The organism is Naasia lichenicola (assembly GCF_004801885.1).
Lineage (GTDB): Bacteria > Actinomycetota > Actinomycetes > Actinomycetales > Microbacteriaceae > Naasia > Naasia lichenicola.
In genome coordinates this window covers 991,905-1,008,827 of record NZ_SSSM01000005.1, presented here as the reverse complement: position 1 = coordinate 1,008,827, position 16,923 = coordinate 991,905, and the positions used below count along the sequence as shown (strand labels likewise).

At 64.4% G+C, this 16,923-nt stretch carries 15 protein-coding genes and 1 tRNA gene; 7 read left to right on the top strand and 9 right to left on the bottom strand.

Annotation, left to right across the window (positions count from 1 at the left end; all coding sequences use genetic code 11):
* Positions 1 to 42 precede the first annotated feature (42 nt).
* Together E6C64_RS15945 and E6C64_RS15940 are read right to left on the bottom strand one after the other, a co-directional pair.
* Complete coding sequence (locus tag E6C64_RS15945; protein ID WP_136428565.1) at positions 43 to 402, bottom strand: hypothetical protein; 360 nt, start codon at positions 400 to 402, stop codon at positions 43 to 45.
* Positions 402 to 689: a hypothetical protein gene (locus E6C64_RS15940; protein ID WP_136428563.1), complete on the bottom strand. Its 288-nt coding sequence runs from the start codon at positions 687 to 689 to the stop codon at positions 402 to 404. Before E6C64_RS15940 ends, E6C64_RS15945 begins: the two co-directional genes overlap by 1 nt.
* A 203-nt stretch (positions 690 to 892) precedes the next feature.
* Between E6C64_RS15940 and E6C64_RS15935 the strand changes: the two genes are divergently transcribed.
* Complete coding sequence (locus E6C64_RS15935; protein WP_136428561.1) at positions 893 to 1,198, top strand: hypothetical protein; 306 nt, start codon at positions 893 to 895, stop codon at positions 1,196 to 1,198.
* A 75-nt stretch (positions 1,199 to 1,273) separates the two neighbouring features.
* Here the strand turns inward: E6C64_RS15935 and E6C64_RS15930 are convergent, their stop codons facing one another.
* The 3 genes from E6C64_RS15930 to E6C64_RS15920 all read right to left on the bottom strand — a co-directional run bounded on the left by E6C64_RS15930 (position 1,274) and on the right by E6C64_RS15920 (position 4,213).
* Complete coding sequence (locus E6C64_RS15930; RefSeq protein ID WP_136428559.1) at positions 1,274 to 1,930, bottom strand: class II aldolase/adducin family protein; 657 nt, start codon at positions 1,928 to 1,930, stop codon at positions 1,274 to 1,276.
* On the bottom strand, positions 1,927 to 3,186 hold the full coding sequence (gene otnK / locus E6C64_RS15925) for a 3-oxo-tetronate kinase (protein ID WP_136428556.1): 1,260 nt from the start codon (positions 3,184 to 3,186) through the stop codon (positions 1,927 to 1,929). Before otnK ends, E6C64_RS15930 begins: the two co-directional genes overlap by 4 nt.
* Positions 3,187 to 3,496: 310 nt before the next feature.
* Positions 3,497 to 4,213, bottom strand: a complete 717-nt coding sequence (locus tag E6C64_RS15920) for an MBL fold metallo-hydrolase (protein WP_233255662.1) — start codon at positions 4,211 to 4,213, stop codon at positions 3,497 to 3,499.
* Positions 4,214 to 4,459: 246 nt separating this feature from the next.
* On the opposite strand from E6C64_RS15920, the gene E6C64_RS15915 reads away from it, so the two are divergent.
* Positions 4,460 to 4,531, top strand: a tRNA-Arg gene (locus E6C64_RS15915).
* A gap of 279 nt (positions 4,532 to 4,810) precedes the next feature.
* Complete coding sequence (locus tag E6C64_RS15910) at positions 4,811 to 7,228, top strand: hypothetical protein (RefSeq protein ID WP_136428552.1); 2,418 nt, start codon at positions 4,811 to 4,813, stop codon at positions 7,226 to 7,228.
* On the opposite strand, the gene E6C64_RS15905 is transcribed toward E6C64_RS15910, so the two are convergent.
* The 4 genes from E6C64_RS15905 to E6C64_RS15890 form a co-directional block, all read right to left on the bottom strand.
* The gene (locus E6C64_RS15905; RefSeq protein ID WP_136428550.1) at positions 7,204 to 8,316 is read right to left on the bottom strand and encodes a site-specific integrase; all 1,113 of its coding nucleotides are present in this window, start codon (positions 8,314 to 8,316) and stop codon (positions 7,204 to 7,206) included. The genes E6C64_RS15910 and E6C64_RS15905 overlap by 25 nt on opposite strands.
* Positions 8,300 to 8,977 carry a helix-turn-helix domain-containing protein gene (locus E6C64_RS15900; RefSeq protein WP_136428548.1) on the bottom strand — a complete coding sequence of 226 codons (678 nt, stop codon included), beginning with the start codon at positions 8,975 to 8,977 and terminating at the stop codon, positions 8,300 to 8,302. The genes E6C64_RS15905 and E6C64_RS15900 overlap by 17 nt, the downstream gene beginning before the upstream one ends.
* A gap of 48 nt (positions 8,978 to 9,025) precedes the next feature.
* On the bottom strand, positions 9,026 to 9,325 hold the full coding sequence (locus E6C64_RS15895; RefSeq protein WP_136428546.1) for a hypothetical protein: 300 nt from the start codon (positions 9,323 to 9,325) through the stop codon (positions 9,026 to 9,028).
* A 167-nt stretch (positions 9,326 to 9,492) separates the two neighbouring features.
* Positions 9,493 to 11,079, bottom strand: a complete 1,587-nt coding sequence (locus E6C64_RS15890) for a relaxase/mobilization nuclease domain-containing protein (protein WP_136428544.1) — start codon at positions 11,077 to 11,079, stop codon at positions 9,493 to 9,495.
* Positions 11,080 to 11,775: 696 nt separating this feature from the next.
* Between E6C64_RS15890 and ligM the strand changes: the two genes are divergently transcribed.
* The 4 genes from ligM to E6C64_RS15870 all read left to right on the top strand — a co-directional run bounded on the left by ligM (position 11,776) and on the right by E6C64_RS15870 (position 16,894).
* Entirely contained in the window at positions 11,776 to 13,203 is a 1,428-nt protein-coding gene (gene ligM, locus E6C64_RS15885) for a vanillate/3-O-methylgallate O-demethylase (protein WP_233255661.1), read from the top strand.
* 142 nt (positions 13,204 to 13,345) lie between these two features.
* On the top strand, positions 13,346 to 14,455 hold the full coding sequence (locus E6C64_RS15880) for an alcohol dehydrogenase catalytic domain-containing protein (RefSeq protein ID WP_136428542.1): 1,110 nt from the start codon (positions 13,346 to 13,348) through the stop codon (positions 14,453 to 14,455).
* Between the two features lie 30 nt (positions 14,456 to 14,485).
* Positions 14,486 to 15,013 carry a cupin domain-containing protein gene (locus E6C64_RS15875; RefSeq protein WP_136428540.1) on the top strand — a complete coding sequence of 176 codons (528 nt, stop codon included), beginning with the start codon at positions 14,486 to 14,488 and terminating at the stop codon, positions 15,011 to 15,013.
* 93 nt (positions 15,014 to 15,106) lie between these two features.
* Positions 15,107 to 16,894 carry an FAD-dependent monooxygenase gene (locus E6C64_RS15870; RefSeq protein ID WP_158437898.1) on the top strand — a complete coding sequence of 596 codons (1,788 nt, stop codon included), beginning with the start codon at positions 15,107 to 15,109 and terminating at the stop codon, positions 16,892 to 16,894.
* Positions 16,895 to 16,923 lie beyond the last annotated feature (29 nt).

The following is a 16,923-nucleotide window of genomic DNA, read 5'->3' as shown; positions in this document are numbered from 1 at the left end:
GCACCTCGGATTCGCAGGACTGACGTTGCTCGCGTCCAGAGGTCAGCGCCCGTCGAGAATCGCCGTCGGCTGGTCGAAATCGGGGAAATCACTCGGATCGTGCAGGTCCGTCGAGACGATCACGGGCGGAACATCGATCAGCGCCATCTGGCGACGCATGTACTCGACGACGGCTGCATTATCGGGCTCTTCCATGACGGTGGTGGCGGTCTCCGACATCAGACTCGTGCTCGAATCCAACAGCATGTCCGTGTTCACGTCGTTGCCGTCGGTTCCGATGGCGCGCATCTCCACCGAATCCGCGCGTCCTGCATTGGTCAAAGCAGCTGCATAGTCCACAAGCACCTGGGCGGCTTCGTCGCCCATCAGCAATGACTTGTCGCCGAACGTGATGTGTCGCATCAGATTCCTCCCGTGCCCGTCGGCCGCAGCTCGGGCAGCTCGGGCTCGTCCTCGACGCAGTACCGCTCGAGGTAGTGCACGGCCGCGACCAGATCACTGAACTCGGCCGTCTGTCCTGGCTCCTGGACCGCGATGGCTTCGAAGCGATCTTCGGCCCTCTGCACGAACCCGACGACGGCCATCCCATCGGCCTCACGTCGACGGAGGTCGCTCACCCGCCATTCCGTCTCAGAGAGCTCGAGGACGACCACGTCGTCGTCCGTCCACTCGCCGAACTTGATTCGCATGCCGGGTCCCATCCTCGCCACTTCTCGTGTGCTGGTACTCGATGCTAAGAAGGGGCTGACCAGAGCTAAAGGTCTTGACCCGAGGCGAGTGAAGGTGATACCCGCCACTCTGGCCATGCCCATGGGGCGACATTCGTCAAGCCCCTCCCCGCAGGAAAGTCACCGTGTTCCCATGGCGTATCGACAGCTTCAGGGAGCAGCGGATGGGCAGGATATTCGGCCGGCTCGAGATCGTGGCGGTGTCTTCGACGACATGGCACGTCTCGCAGTGCGGCATGGACGACGAGCTGGTGACATCGATCGGCGCAGTGACTGCACTGGGCTCACCACCGACGGGCGATCTCTTCGAGGTGATCGCCTTCGCTCGGCCGCTCGATCGGTGGTACCGCAGCTCCTTCAGCACGGCGGTCGCGGATCTGCTGTCCGCTCAGCCCGTGGAGCTGCTTGCGCCGGCACCCGTCGAGAATCTGAACCCGGCGCCTGAACGCCACCTGCGACTGGTCGGCTGACCGGACCTGTCCGTGCGCGCCTCGCTCATGTCGAGGTCGGCGAGTTGATGTCCGCGAACCAGGCACGCCTGGCCATCAGACGCTCCAGGGGGTTCCCCACCTCTCGCTGAGCGCCGTCACATCCGCTTCCGGAAGCAGCCTGCGTTCGTGACCTGAAGTGAGCAGCACGATCCGGCAGACCTCTTCGAGCTCGACCGCGGCGTCGACCGCCCGGCCCGCATCGACCGCGCTGGTGATCTGTCCGTGGTTCGCGAGCAGGGCGGCGTGGAACGGGAACTCGAGAGCGGCGACGAGCTCCGCCAGCTCGGGACTGCCAGGCACCCGGAACGGGATGAGCGGGGTCTGGCCGACTCGCATCACGAAATAGGGAGTGAGCGGCGGGATCGCGCTCTGCGCGCTCCACGGCTCGAGGCAGGAGACCGCGACGGCCTGCGGTGAGTGCACGTGCACGACGGCGGTGTGCGTCGGGTTCTTCCGGTAGAACGCGAGGTGCAGCGAGACCTCCTTGGAGGCCTTGGGGCCGCTGAGGTGGGCGCCGTCGATGGTCAGCTCGGCCACGTCGCCGGACCCGAATCGACCCAGCTCGGCACCTGTGCCTGACGCGTAGACGCGGTCGCCTGCCCGGATGCTGATGTTGCCGCTCGATCCGGGGCTGATGCCGGCTGCCGCGACCCGCGCAGCGGTGTCGACGAGCAGGCTGCCCGGGTCCAGTGTGTCGGTGAGTGTCGTCATACGAGTGCCTCCCATGCGCCGATGAACATGTCATCGGCGCCGAAGTTGCCGGATTTGAGCGCGAGCGCGATGGAGACGTCGCTCGCAGTGGTGGACAGCGACCAGCAGACGCCCGGGGCGATCTGCGGTCCGATGAGCAGCTGGCGGCAGCCGAGTGCGGTGGCGACGGCCCCCGAGGTCTCGCCTCCGGCGACGATGACGCGGCGGACCGCGAGTCGCTCGACGGCCTGGACCACGATCTGGGACAGCGCCGCTTCGACGGCCTCAGCCGGCGTGAGCCCCGCCGGACCTTCTGCCGCGTCCCGCAGATCGGCGAGCGATCCGACCGAGTAGATGATCGGGATGGCGTCCGCGTCGAGATGATCGAGCCAGGCGAGCACCTCATCGACGACGGCCTGCGGCTCGTCCTGCAGCCGCTCGACGTCGAGCTTGTGGCCCGCGGCACCCGCGGCGAGCGCCGTTGCGATCTGCACGCGGGTCTTCGATGACGCGCTTCCGCAGACCACGAGCCGACGCCCCTCGGGGGCGTCGAATTCTTGAGTCGACGGATCATGCGGCCCGCTCATGCCGAAGGCGAGCCCGGCGCTGCCAGAGAGCAGGCGCCAGTCGGCGGTGGCGGCCTGGATCGTCTGCAGGTCGTCGTTGGTGAGCGCGTCGACCACGAGGTAGGAGGCCTGTCCCCCGGCGCTCGCCGCTTCAAGCGCCTTGCGGAGCCCGTCCACTCCCCCACGCACCGCCTGCAGTCCGACCTCAGCGATGGACCGCTTCGTCTGCGGTCCGAGGATGCGCGCGATCCGCGACTCTGTCATCGGGGTGAGCGGATGGTGGCGCATGGATGACTCGCTGAGCAGGTCGCCGCCGACATAGAGGGTGCCGTCCCGGACCGTGCGGTGGTTGTCGGGGAAAGCCGGGACCACGACGGTGCGGGTCTCGCCGAGCTCCTCGAGCACGGCGTCGAGCACCGGGCCGATGTTGCCCTGCGGGGTGGAGTCGAAGGTGGAGCAGTACTTGACGAAGTACTGCTGGGGTTCGAGAGCGCTGAGCGCGCGGATGGAGTCGAGCGAGTCGCCCACCGCCTCGGCCACTGGGGCCGTCCGCGACTTGAGGGCGACGATCACGGCGTCGAGGTCCTGGGAACCCGTCGGAACGGCGGAGGCGCCCAGCACGACGGCGACTCGAAGGCCGCGCTCGCGGAGGGAGGTCGCGAGGTCGGTGGCGCCGGTGAAGTCATCGGCGATCGCAGCCAGTCGCAACACCCACTGCTCCTCTTCGAGATGGCGAGCGCACCCGCGACGTCCCTCGATTCCACCACACGACTCGCCCCCGCCGGTGGCTGAGCCGGTCGCAGCGACCGCGTCGAAGCCCGCCCGCAAACCGCTCCCCCTCCCCCGGTGGCTGAGCCGGTCACCCAGCGACCAAGTCGAAGACCGCCCGCAAACCGCTCCCCCTCCCCCGGTGGCTGAGCCGGTCGTCCAGCGACCGCGTCGAAGCCCGCTGATCCCTCGGCGGCTGAGCCGGTCGCGAAGCGGCCGTGTCGAAGCCCGACCGAGCTGCCCTCCGCTCCCGTCAGCTCGCGCCGACCTGCTCCGCCACCCTCACGGCGGCACGAATGCCGTACGGCCACTCAGCACCGTGCCCCGGCAGCACGATCTGCGCCTCCGTTTCGGCGAGCACGCGCAGACTCGCGAGAGCCAGCCGACTGTCCGCGGTCGCTGCACCGGAGACGATCTGCGCTCCCTCACCGCCGGTGTAGGGGTTGAAGGTGACGAGCGCATCGCCGCAGAGCAGGACCGACGATTCGCGCAGGAGGAACGCGCACGACCCATAGGTGTGGCCCGGCACCGCCACCACCTCGGGATGCCCGGGCACATCGAGCACCATCCCCGGCTGCATCATCCGCAGCCCGGTCACCCCTTCCACGCGCAGCGCTCCGGCTCGTGTCATCGCGCCGAGTGGCCGGAGGGCGCGCGGATGAGCGATCGGATAGATGAGGCGGGGGTTCTCGTGTGCGTACCGGTAGGGGTGCGCCGCGATGTAGTGATCGTCCGCGTGCGCCCAGATCGGGAGGTTCCACTCCTGCTGCGCGCGGGCCGCGAAGCCCAGATGATCGAAGTGCGCGTGGGTGAGGATGAGCGCAGCGACGTCCTTCGGAGTGCGCCCGATCGCGTCGAGGGCCTTCGCCACGAGTGGCCAGGTGCGCGGATGGGCGGCATCCACGATCGTGACGCGCTCCTCCTCTTCGAGGAGGTAGCAGTTCACGAAGCCGTGTTCCAGGCGATGCACGCCTGGGGCGACGTTCCGGATCAGTCGCCCCCTCATCGGTCGTCCGCCGCGGCGGTATGACGGTGGCCCGTTGACGACAATTTCATGAGACGGCATCTCCTCCCTGCCCACACGCGAGGCCGGGTAATCGACGCTACGAGGCATGGGCGATGAGCACGAGCGGCTTGACGCGCCACGTCCAGTGCCGTATCTGCGACGGCGTCAGCCAGCTCTGAACGACCCGCACCCTCTAAACTGAGCCCGCCAGCCTCTGTAGCTCAATGGAAGAGCAGTTCCGTCCTAAGGAAACGGTTGGGGGTTCGAGTCCCTCCAGGGGCACCGCGTTTACGCCGTAAAATCCCTGATCAAAAGCCCATTGATTCAATGACGACGTATGAATCAGGGCGTTCTGCCCACATTTTGCCCACACTTCGAAACGTTTTCGGGTGATCAGGGGCAACCTTATGTTGACGGCATGATCGAGGAGACGCCTCCCCCGACCGTGGCGACGCGGCGGTTGCGACCTTCTGCTCCACATCTGATGCAGCTGACCGCACCGTCGGGGGTTCAAGGTAGAACTAGCCAGACGTTTTGTCAGAGCATCCGTAGGAGTCCACGATGGCCGCCGAACCGCCCCTCACCCGTGCTGAGCTTGCGGCTAAGTATCCCGACGAGGCCTGGCGAAGAAAGCTGCTCGATGTCCTAGATCTGGTGTCGCTTCTCCGCAACAGCATCATCGATAAGTCCTACAGACCATCCGAAGAACTAAACGCTGCAGTGGTCCTTTCGAAGTCTGGAGTCGTGGTCAGCCGCAGACTGACGACGCAAGAGAATGTCAACGCAAAAGACGCACACGTTCTCGCGCTTCTGGGGCTTGTCCATGTGGACCCGCTCATTGACATCGATGGTTTGGATCTCCCACGCCTCGAACGCGCCATCTCCAACGAGATCATCGCAGGCGCCCTGCGCTATCCGATGACCCTAGGACGCGAGCTCTACGACCGGGCGGCCGAGCTCTTCCCGGAGGAACGCGACTACCTCAACCACATCGACACAATGCGTCTCATGGACGGAATGGACCAAGGTGTCTTCCAGGCTGGTCATTACCTTGTTGGCCCGTACGGCATCCGCAGATTGCCGTTCGCGCGCGCGATGGGACCAACCACGAGTGTCCCCCTGCAGCACTGCGCAGATATGGGTTGCGGGGTCGTGCATCGAGTCCAACTGACAACCAGCATCGAAGCCGGCGTCAACCGATGTCGCCGCGACCTGTCTAAAGTATTGCAGGCCATATCGGACGAACCATCCGCCTGGAACGGGTTTATTTCGGACATCATCGAGGATGATTTCAATTCTTATGAGGTCGACGAGTCCGCAACCATCGAATATATCCTCGGCGATTGCTTTAGTAATGCCGAACTGGCCAGTTTGTGCATCCATGCCGCAGACACGCTCGAAGGGAAATTCCAAGCCAACGCTACGGAACTCGGCCTGAAGGGCAAGGCAAAGACTTTCGTTGACAGCCTTTCGCGCGCACAGACCCTGCAACTCCTTATGATGAGTAGCGATCAAGACTTGGCAACTCTCATAGACTCGGCGGTCCGTGACGGGATCATCGCTGTGCCCGCCGACGAGATACGGCGCCCAAAGGTTAACGGTCGCGTGAGTTCTGGTGCCTGGCGACTTCGTTCGCAGCTGAGCCGCCTCGGCATTCGCGCCTTGAGCCACGACAAAGATTTGCCTCAGCTTCGGCTTTCGGCGCTTGCTCGCGCTCTTTTCGATCCTGACTCCATCGAGGACATGGAGGAGTTGGCATGGATCCTGCGGGGAATCACCGGCGATAATGCCCAGTCGCGGTTGGAGGAATTCCTTCGGACCTCGGACCCAAGGGTCACGATTGAGACTCTGATACTCGCGCGTCGAGCGAACGCAACGAAGGTTTGCGCTGATCTGGGGATCGACCTCCAGCAAGACAACTCGACGTTGCGGGACTCGATCTTGTGGAAGCTTGGGTTCCCGCTTCCAAGATCCCTCGACATCCGCGATGAGTACTGGCGCCTGCACGGCACCCTGGAAGGGCTTGCAAAGACGGCGTCGGTCGATCTCACCAGCACGGCTGAGGGCCTTCGGCAAGCCTCGTCCGACTACTTCGTTTCTCTTGAGAGGTTCCTATTTGATTCCCTCTGCTTCGCAACCTGGGGACTCGTTGAGGACCACTACTCCGCCGAGAACCCTTTCGTGTACTTCGAGCAAAGTGCCCGAGAATTTGCGATCAGAGTTTTAAATGAGTCGATCGATCGGGAAGAAGACCTCAATTCCTTGACCGCAGAACCTACGCTGAGCATCGTCGTCGAAGGGTTTATGCGGTTATCGAAGCTTCTACAGAGACTTCAAGGGAAAGATGAAGAACTGCTCCGCGTATCAACAGCGTCTCCGAAGTGGGCAGAAAAGACCAGTCTTCAGCGGTTCCCATTCAGACACCTTCATCCCTTCCTCGATTTACTTCCCCTGTCGCAGTCAGCAATCATCGAGACCCTCGCCGAGGTTGGTTCGGATCTGAACGACTCCGGCATCATGACCGCCCGCAATGGACTTCTGCATGCGAAACAGCGGATCCCCACCGTCGGTGAGGTGGAAGAAGCAATGCGGAAAGCTCGCACGGCTCTCGACCGACTGGAAAGTATCGGGTGCGTTCGCAACACCTTCGCTGTCACTTCGACCCAGATAAACGCGTGGGGTGGCGCGACGACTGTCTTGGCGTCGAATGGACGAACAATCAGCTTTTCCTCCCCTTCTTCCTTTGAGTGGGCAAAGTTGCCGAGCCTCAACCGCCCTCACTATTTGATGCAGGGCGCCGTTTTCGCGGCCCCGAATGAAATGTTGCGGTTTTCCGAGGGGTTCGCGTCGGAGTACCAGACGTACTGGTCGAAGTTCCCGGTAAGGCCCGAACCCGGGAATCGCGTGGTGTCTACCCAATCCGAATCCCTGGCGGCGTCAGAGGAGACCGGGACTCACTCGGCAGTCCGAGCGGGATGACGCGCCAAGCCAAGTTTCGCGATGTCGAGCGCCGCAGCGACGGCATCCAGGTCGTCATCGAAGAGATCCGCGTAGGTATCGAGCGTCATCGCCGCCGAAGCGTGACCGAGCATCCGCTGCACCGCCTTCACGTTCGCCCCAGCGGAAATCGCCAGCGAAGCAGCCGTGTGCCGTAGGTCGTGCAACGTCAGCATCTCCGGAAACGTCAGATCCTGCAAACAAGAGCGCTTTCGCGCTCCCGCGAACCATCCGTCGCGAGGCGTAGGAGTCGGCTGATACTCCTCGCCGTCACCGAAGAGCAGGTGATTGCGCCCCTTCCCCGCTGCAAGCAGCGCAAGTGGTTCAGCTAGGAACGCGGGGAACGGAACGCTGCGCGCCTCGTGACTCTTTGGCGTTCCGGGGATGATCGTGCCGCGCACGTTTACGGCGTTTGCCTGCACGAGCACGCGACGGCGTCGAAGGTCGAGGCTCTTGACCCGTAGGCCGACAGCTTCACCCCATCGCAGCCCCGTGTAGGCGAGGAAAAGGATCAGCGTCCCGTTGTCGCGGGATTCGTCCGCGAGCAGCTGGACCTGCTCATGACTGAGGTAGTGACGCTCCTTCCCCGACTTGCGAGGGAGGTTCGCACCACGTGCGGGGTTGAAGGGAAGACGTCGATCGCGGACCGCGACGTCGATGATTCCAGCCAGGACGCCGAACGCTCGGATGGTGACTGAAGCGCTCCGACGTGCGGCAAGGTTGCTCACCCACGTCTGCACCTCGCTGTGCTTGATATCGCCGAGCCGGCGATTGCCCCAGACCGGCTGCACATGGATGCGCCACGCGACCTCGATGACTGCCTGCGAGCTGGGCTTCAGATGTTGTTGCGACGCCATCCACACGACGCCGAGCGCATCGATCGTCACGCGTGACTCGCTCGCGTCGATGTACTGTCCAGTCGCCTTGGTGACCTCCGTCGACGCCAGGAAGATCTCCGCTTCACGCTTGGTCCGGAAGCCGCGCTTGTCGGTCTGCGAGTGATCCGGCTTGCGGTACCGAACCCGATATCGCTTGCCGGCAGTCGTGGCGTAGCTACTGATCGTTCCCATGGTCGGGTACCTCGATTCCTGCGTTGCGGAGCATGCCGATCGTCATGCGGAGGCGGTTCTCAAGCAGTCGGAGTTCCTCACGGGTGTCCTCACCGGACCTCGTGCGCAGATGAATGAGGTGGCCTCGGACGTTGGCGATCGCGAGTGTGTCCAGATCATCCAGATACGCATCCACCAGGCGCAGCACCTGATCCACACGCACGGACGACGGCAGCCGCGGCGTGATGTTTGCCTGGCCATGGAGCCGGTGAGTAACAGCGGCGGCGGTCGACCCGCGGGCATACGGCGCGTCGCCAGTGTCCTCGTGCTGTCGCTCGAACGGCTTCTCCAGATCGACAAGCAGAGCGGCCGGCGGGATCTGGAGTGCGAAGCAGATGGCCATGAACTGGCGGACCGTGAGGTCCTCGCGGCGTCCGCTTTCGATGCTGGCGATGATTGAGCGGCTGACCTCTCCCCCGGTGTGGTTGGAGAGCTGTTGCGCACTCCACCGGTTGAGCTTTCGGTAGTGGTGGATGCGGGAGCCGAGTCCGGGCATCGGCAGTTGTGTCATGGCCAGACGGTGGATCGATTGGAAGTGCTCCTCCAGCTCAACTTCTGGCACCGTTCCTTGCACCGGACCATGATCTCTGGGCAGCTCCGGCCGACTCGCCTTGATCTCCATTTCGGTGGATAACTCACCCCGATCGGACGGAGCGAGGTCGACCAGCCCCTATATCCGGTCGAGGATCTGGTGGATCTCGCGGCTGAGCCGCATGTACGTCGGGTAGATCTGGTCGACCTCAGGCGGCAGTCGCTTCTCCGCGTTCGCGAACCGGGCGCACGCATTCGTGAAGGCCGCCAGGTTCCGCAACGGGATCAGGATCATCGACAGCTCCATCCGAGCTCGCCGCTGGTCCTCCGTCAGCGTCGAGGCCGGCGCCATGCTCGTCTCCCAGAGGAAGCGGGCGACCGTCATCTCGTATTTGTCCGCGAGGGCCTGCAGTGCTGCGTCCTCCTCGAGAGTCAGCATCACGACATGGCGGTGAGTCCGAGGCGTCGAAGAGTTCGGACGGCGTCGAGGAGCAGGCATCGGACCTCCGTGAGATGGCAGTTGCCTGCCATCGTCGAGGAGAGACCCGCGCGTGCACGACCGATCTGTGCATTCGAGACACAACCGACCGCTACTTGGCTCGACGCTTAGAGTCCGTAGCCCCGTGTCGACTTGTCGACACGGTCCCTCGCGCGTCGCGCGACCTCATCGTCCGACCACGAGCGCCTGATCGGATTGCCCGATCTCACCGGCCTATTCAGCGATTCAGCAACGGCCTCGTGGAAGTCCGACGCAGCCACCTGAATGGCCCGTATCTCATCTCGCAGAGCAACGACATGCGTCCGCATCGTGTCAGCGAGCTGCTTCGCGCGCTGCGCCTCACCAGCAGCCCGGTGCGCCTCGAGGATCGCAACCACAGCACGTCCCATCTGTTGGATGAGTGCGGCGTCGGCGGCAGCCTGGCTCATCTTCGGATCCGCCAAGGCGAGCAGCGACGCAACCGAGGACAGCGAGTGCAGCTTGAAGGACGGCGACTTCACCTCATGAGCCGGCAGATGTGCGCTCTTCGCGAGCGACCGCGCCGTGGCAGCGAGCTTGCCGGGTGTCGGCTCGAGCTTCGTGGACCAGGCAGCGAAGACGCCAGCTATTTCTCGGGCGGCCAGAGACCAGGCCACGCGGTCGTCGACGGGGATTGCCTTGAGCTGCTGTGCCAGCTTCGCGACCTCCGTAGCAAGCTCCCGCCGATCCGTTGCAAACGGGCGCTTGCTCTGTTGACCAGACTGGGACGAGCCGTAGCGCCAGGGGTTGCGGAACGCGCTTTGCCACTCCTCCACAGCGGCGGCGGCCGCCTCTAACGAATCCGTCCATCCGTCACGCAACCGTGGAAGCGTCAAGTCCCGGGCGAGACGACCTCCTCCGTACCAAACCGGCCGATCACCCTTGGCCGGACGCAGCGCTACCGAGTACCCGGCGACGACGTCATCACGACCGGCAGCAAAACGCGGTCGAATCAGAACACCCTGGCCGCTCATCCGCTGGAGGAAGTCGGCCTCAGTCGTCGACGCTGCCGCGGCGCCGCGAACCAGTCGCTCGAGCCGATGCGAATCCACCTCAACGGCGCCAGAACGCTCGGCCCGCGCTCGCTCCCCCGGCTTCACGCCGCGCTCCCCCAGGCCGTTCTCCCGCGACTCGAGAACCTGCAGCCCGTACCTCGTCTCGAGATCCCGAGCAGCGTTCTTAGCCTTCCGAAAGTCGTTGTGCGTGGACGCCTTCGTGCCGTCCTCACGGACGAGGGAGACGGCGATGTGGATGTGATCGTTGCCGTTCGACGACACCCCGTGACGGATCGCCACCCACCGGCACGGTGCCTCGCCGGAGGTCTCGCTGAAGCCCATTGCGTCGACGAAGTCGTCTGCGATCGCCGCCCACTTCTCATCCGACAGCTGCCCCTCCTCCGCACGCAGCGAGAGGGAGGCATGCCACACAGACGCGGGCACCCGGGCCCTGATCGGCTCGCCGCCATCGGGATCCTGCACAGTCACCAGACGCGTGACCTCGGTACCGAACGCCTTACGCGGCTGGTCAAGCTCTTCAGCTATCGCGAGGGCAGTTGAGCGATCTAGTACGCCGTGACCGAAGTACGTGACGGTGGCTTCGTCGCCTGTGACGAGGTGCTGTTCTTCGTGCTCGTCCTTGCGTCCGTCGCCGGCGAGGTAGACGAGCAGGCCGGCCATCTTGGCGCCGCGAGTGATGTTCGGAATCACTGCCGTCACCGCCTCTGCCCAGCGCAGCGACCGCGAACGCGGCCACACATCAAGTGTGGACAGGACCGCCCCGGCGGGCCAAGGTTACGTGCCCTAAACCTATAGCTTGCTCCGCTTCCCGACCCCGGCAGAGGCCCTCCGACGGGGTCGAGCTCGAAGCGCATCCTCAGGGCGGATCGTCCTTCGGCCGAAGGACTTATTGGCAACTTCGTTGCGTTTCGGCTTCGGAGTGTGTTCGTCGTGCTCGCTCCGGCAAGGGCGCTTCGCGTCGCTACGCGATGCCGACCAAACCCATGTCGGCACCCTTGCCTGCGCTGTGCGCGGCGAAGGCTTCAACTTCTGCCGAAAAGCAATTCAGTTGAGTCGACCCCCGTCTAGCCGGGGTGTCAATTTCCGAGCCATGGCAGGCCCAGCGCACCCAACGCGCGAACCTCGGTTACGAGAATCGGCCAGTCATCACCCACTATCCCTCCTGCACTGTCGCCCGGTGCGCCCTACTCATCAGTGCGAGCAGTTGTCCCGGACCGTCGACGCGCGTTCAAGTTTTTGCCCTCTACGCGTCTAATTCGGGTGAACCGAATTTGCCGGTCGACTTTGCCCGCTTTTCCATCGATACGTCTCGGAGCAGGATGACCACGGATGCCGAGAGCAGCCGACTTCCCACCGATGGAGATGGAACCCATGTCAGATATTCATCAGAGTCTGGAGCACAAGCTCAGCGCCAGCGGGAACACCGTTGAACTCTTGCGCAACCTCCCCGTAGGGAGCTCGGTATTTCCGGTTGTTCCTTCGGAGTTCTCGAACTGGCGTGACGAGCAACTCGCTGTCCGGAACGCGGCGGTCCTACTGGATCAGTCGCACCACATGGTGAGCCTGTTCATCGAAGGTCCGGACGCACTTCGCCTGCTGTCGGGTCTCGCCGTCAACAGCTTCGCGGGGTTCGCCGTCGATAAGGCAAAGCAGTTAGTCGTATGCAACTACGACGGCATGCTCATCGGTGACGGGATCCTGTTCCACCTCGCGGAGAACGAATACTCCTATGTCGGGAACCCCGCCGCGGCCAATTGGATCCGATTCCACGCAGATACAGGCGACTACGACGTCACGATCGAGGTCGAAGATCGCTCTCCTTCCGACCTGCGCAACGCCAACGTGTCGCGTCGCTATTACCGCTACGAGATCCAGGGCCCCCTCGCCAAAGACGTCATCGAGAAGCTCACCGGAGCCCCCTTTCCGGAGATCCGGCTCTTCAACATGGGGACCGTCACCGTTGAAGGGCGGGAAGTACGGGCTCTTCGTCACGGCATGGCGGGGGCGCCGGGTCTCGAGCTGTTCGGGCCGTACGAGGATCGCGAACAGATTCGTCTTGCCATCCTCGCTGCGGGCGAGGAATTCGGCCTTCGTCAGGTTGGCTCGCGTGCCTATCCGACGCTCGCCCTCGAATCCGCGTGGATGGGCTGGCCCCTTCCTGCTGTCTACTCCGGGGAAAGCATGAAGGCGTATCGCGAATGGCTGCCATCCAGCGGCTACGAGGGGTCGTTCGCCACCCTCGGCGGCAGCTTCCTGTCCGAAAACATCGAGGACTACTACGTAACGCCCTATGAGCTGGGCTACGGCGCCTTCATCAAATTCGACCACGAATTCATCGGGCGGGATGCGCTCGAGCGCATGGCCGACCAGACACACCGCCGTAAGGTCACCCTCGCCTGGAACAGGCACGACGTCGCCAAGGTGTTCGCGTCCCTGTTCGACCCTGACACCATTCCGTTCAAGCACATCGAGCTGCCGCGCGCGAACTACACCTCGGTCAGCTTCGACCGGGTCACACTGGGCGACCGCACTGTGGGCTTCTCCTCCTCGAGCGGATACACCCACAATGAGCGATCCATGCTGTCCATGGCGGTCATCGAAGCTGATGTTCCGATCGGCGAAGAGGTAGTCCTCCTCTGGGGCGAGGAGAACGGCGGTACAGCGAAAACGTCGGTTGAGCGGCACCAACAAACGACGATCCGCGCCATCGTCAGCCCGGCACCGTACTCGAAGGTCGCCCGCGAGGATTACGCGAACACCGGCTGGCGCACTGCGGCGCGCTAGCGGCGCGCATCCGCTAAGCCGGCATACCGGCGATCGCACCTCGCGTGGCGCCATGGCGAGTGCCGGAGCATGCCTGCGACGAGCCGACCATGCAGAACGGATCTTGAGCTCTACCCATCCATCCCATCAGAGAGGCTCACCGATGAGCACAATGAAGGCAGCTCGGCTTCACGAGATTGCAACCCCCTTCCAGATCGACACCGTCCCGATCCCCGAAGTGACCGGCCTGGACGTCCTCGTCCGCGTGAGGGCCTGTGGCGTGGTCCCCAACCTGAAGAACGTCACGCACCACTACCCCGAATGGTTCCCGTACCTGCCGCTTCCGGAGCTCCCAGCGATATTCGGCCTGGACCCGGCCGGTGAGATCGCCGCAGTCGGCCCCGACGTCACCGCGCTTGCCGTCGGTCAGCGCGTCTATGTAAACCCGGCGCGCGGCTGCGGCAGCTGCAGCAAGTGCCGAATGGGCAATCTGGTCGATTGTGCAGCATTCACGTTTGGCGGCTATTTCGGATTCGGTCCCGGCTCCCAGGCCGTCTTCCGCCGATACCCGGACGGCGGATTCGCCGAATACATGATCGCCCCTGCACATGCGATCGCACCGTTGACCTCCGCAGTGTCCTACGAGGACGCCAGCCATTTCGGCTACCTGGGCACGAGCTACGCGGCACTGCGACGCGGCGGCGCCGGCCCTGACACGGTGGCCCTGGTCAACGGCGCAACCGGCACTCTCGGTGTCGGCGCCGTGCTCTGCGCACTTGCGATGGGCGTGCCCAAGATCCTGGCAGTGGCCCGCAATCACGAGCTGCTCGACCGCCTCGCCGCGCTCAGCCCTGGACGCATCGCGACCCATTCCACCGAGGACGGCTCGACCCAGGAGTGGGCTCGCGCCCAGACCGGCGGGGCAGGACCGAATCTGATCATCGAAGCGCTCGGCCCCGGGACGCCCCCGTCGGTGACCCTCGATGCCTTCTACTCGATTGCACGTGGCGGCACCATCGTGACGATCGGCGGGATGGATCAAAACCTCGAGCTCAGCCCCATCTGGCTAATGGTCAATCAGCTCAGCTACCTCGGCAGCGCGTGGGTGACCACCGCGCAGTGCGAGGAGATGGCGGGAATGGTGCAGGCCGGGACGCTCGACCTGTCCGTGTACGACCACGTCCGCTTCGACCTCGAGCACGTCAACGACGCGGTCGAGGCCGCGCGCTCCCGTGAGCAGGGCGGCTTCACCAACGTCGTCGTCACCGTCTAAGCAACCGCACCAACGATAGGAACAGAGCCAATGAGCCAACGCATCGTCGCCGTCGAACAAGACGGCAAGTCCACCACCGACCCGCAAGTCAGTCCTTCCCGCGTCATATCTCTTCAGCACACTCCTGGGTTCTCCACCTCGGTGCTCTGGGCCACGGATCCGACCGTCACGCCGGCTGTGCTCGGCGAGGATGCGGCCCTCGCGGTTGAGTCTCTGCATCCTGCGCCGGGCGGTACCGTATTCATGACGATCACCTTCCCTCCCGACACCGTCTACTTCTCCGAAAGCTACGACCCTGCCCGCGCGGGTGCCGAGTACGCCGAGAACGCTCCGGGGATCGCCGAACGGATGGAGCTGGACGCGCCCGGCTTCCATCGCACGGATACCGTCGATTACGTCATCGTGCTCGACGGAGAGGTGATCCTCGAGACCGATCTCGGCGAGACCGTTCTGAGGCAGCATGACTTCGTCGTCCAGAACGCGACGCGGCACGCCTGGCGCAATCGCACCGACAGGCCCGCCACCATCGCGGTCATGTTGATCGGAACCCATTCCTGAGGCACCCTCGCGACGGGTGCTGCTGACTACCTCCGCGGCGCCCGTCGCCAACCACCGATCGGACGCACGACGTCCGAGGGAGAGATGCGTGCAATGTTGCACAACCCGCGATCCGAAGCTGAGCTGCGCGAGTTCGACGCCGACGTCATCGTCGTCGGAACAGGACCAATGGGCGCGACGACCGCACTCGCCCTCGCCACCTACGGCATCACCGTTCTCGCGGTGGGCCGAGCCAATTGGCTCGCTGACTCGCCGCGAGCCCATGTCACCAACCTCCGCACTATGGAGGTTCTGCGCAGCCTCGGACTCGAGCACGAGGTGCTCCGGCAGGCGACGCCATGGGAGCTGATGGGCGACACCACATTCACGACCAGCCTTGAGGGCCCCGAGATCGCACGGATCTCGAGCTACGGGCTGGGGGATGATCGATTCGGGGAGTTCCGCGCGGCCAGCCCCTGCCAGATGGCCGATCTGCCGCAACCGCTGCTGGAGCCGATCCTCGTTAACGCGGCCGCACGACGCGGCGCGGTCTTCACCTTTAACACCCTCTATCACTCGAGCGTCCAAGACGACGAGGGGGTAACGGTAGTCCTGGAAAACCGCCTTACCGGCCAGCGCTACGAGCGCAGGGCGCGCTACCTGGTGGGGGCCGACGGCGCCCGATCACAAGTGGCCGAGGATGCCGGAATTCCGCTTGAGGGAGTCCTGCGCCGCGCCGGCACGGTCTACGCGCAGTTCTCCGGCGATCTCTCCCGGTACATGACTTACCGCCACAGTGTGCTGACCTGGATCGTCAACGAGGCGGCAGCGGTGGGCGAGATCGGGCTCGGTCTACTGCGCGCGATCCGCCCCTGGGACCGTTGGATCGCCGGTTGGGGGTTCGACATCGACGCCGGTGAGCCCGATCTGAGCGTTCAGGCTGCGACCGCGCGGATCAAAGCCTATGTGGGCGACCCCGACTTCGAGCCTGAGGTCACGGCAGTGAATCCCTGGTATGTCAACGAGGCGTGGGCGTCGAGCTATTCGAACGGTCGAATTTTCTGCGGGGGCGACGCGGTGCATCGTCATCCGCCCTCGAACGGGCTCGGGTCGAACACCTGCGTTCAGGACGCATTCAACCTCGCGTGGAAGCTCGCATACGTGCTGAGAGGCTGGGCTGACGCCCGGCTGCTGTCCAGCTATAGCGAGGAGCGAGTGCCAGTGGGAAAGCACGTCGTCACCCGTGCGAACCAGTCCCGCCGCGAGTACGCGCCGCTGCAGGCCGCGCTCGCGGCTACCGCGCCCGGCGGCCCGGCGCGATACCAGAAGCTGAGCGCCCCGACCGACGAGGGCGTTCGGGCGCGTGCGGACCTCTCCGCCGTGCTGCAGCTCAAGGAGAACGAATACAACGCCCTCGGAATCGAGGTCAACCAGCGCTACAGGTCCTCGGCGATCATCCTGGGCGACGAGCCCGCCGAGGTCTGGGCGCGAGATCCAGAGATCTACGCTCAGCACACCACACGGCCGGGTGCGAAGCTTCCCCACGCCTGGCTGGTCGATGCGAGCGGGCGTCGCATCTCCACCCTCGATCTCATAGGCGATGGGGTGTTCACGCTGTTGACCGGCCTTTCAGGCGCCGTGTGGACAGAGGCCGTAGAAGCCTTGAACATCCCATACCTGAGAGCTGTGGTAGTCGGCGCACCCGCCGCGCAGGACCTCTATTTTTCTTGGATGCGTATGCGTGAAGTCGAGGAGGATGGCGCCGTGCTCGTCCGCCCCGACGGTTACGTGGCGTGGCGGTCGGCGTCGGCGCGCGGGATCCCACTCGCGGAGCTGACGTCCCAACTGACCGCCGTGCTATCGACGTTGCTTGAACGCCCGCTTCCCACCGACGGGAGATAGACGCGCGCCCCCGAGTGCGCGAGTCTCAT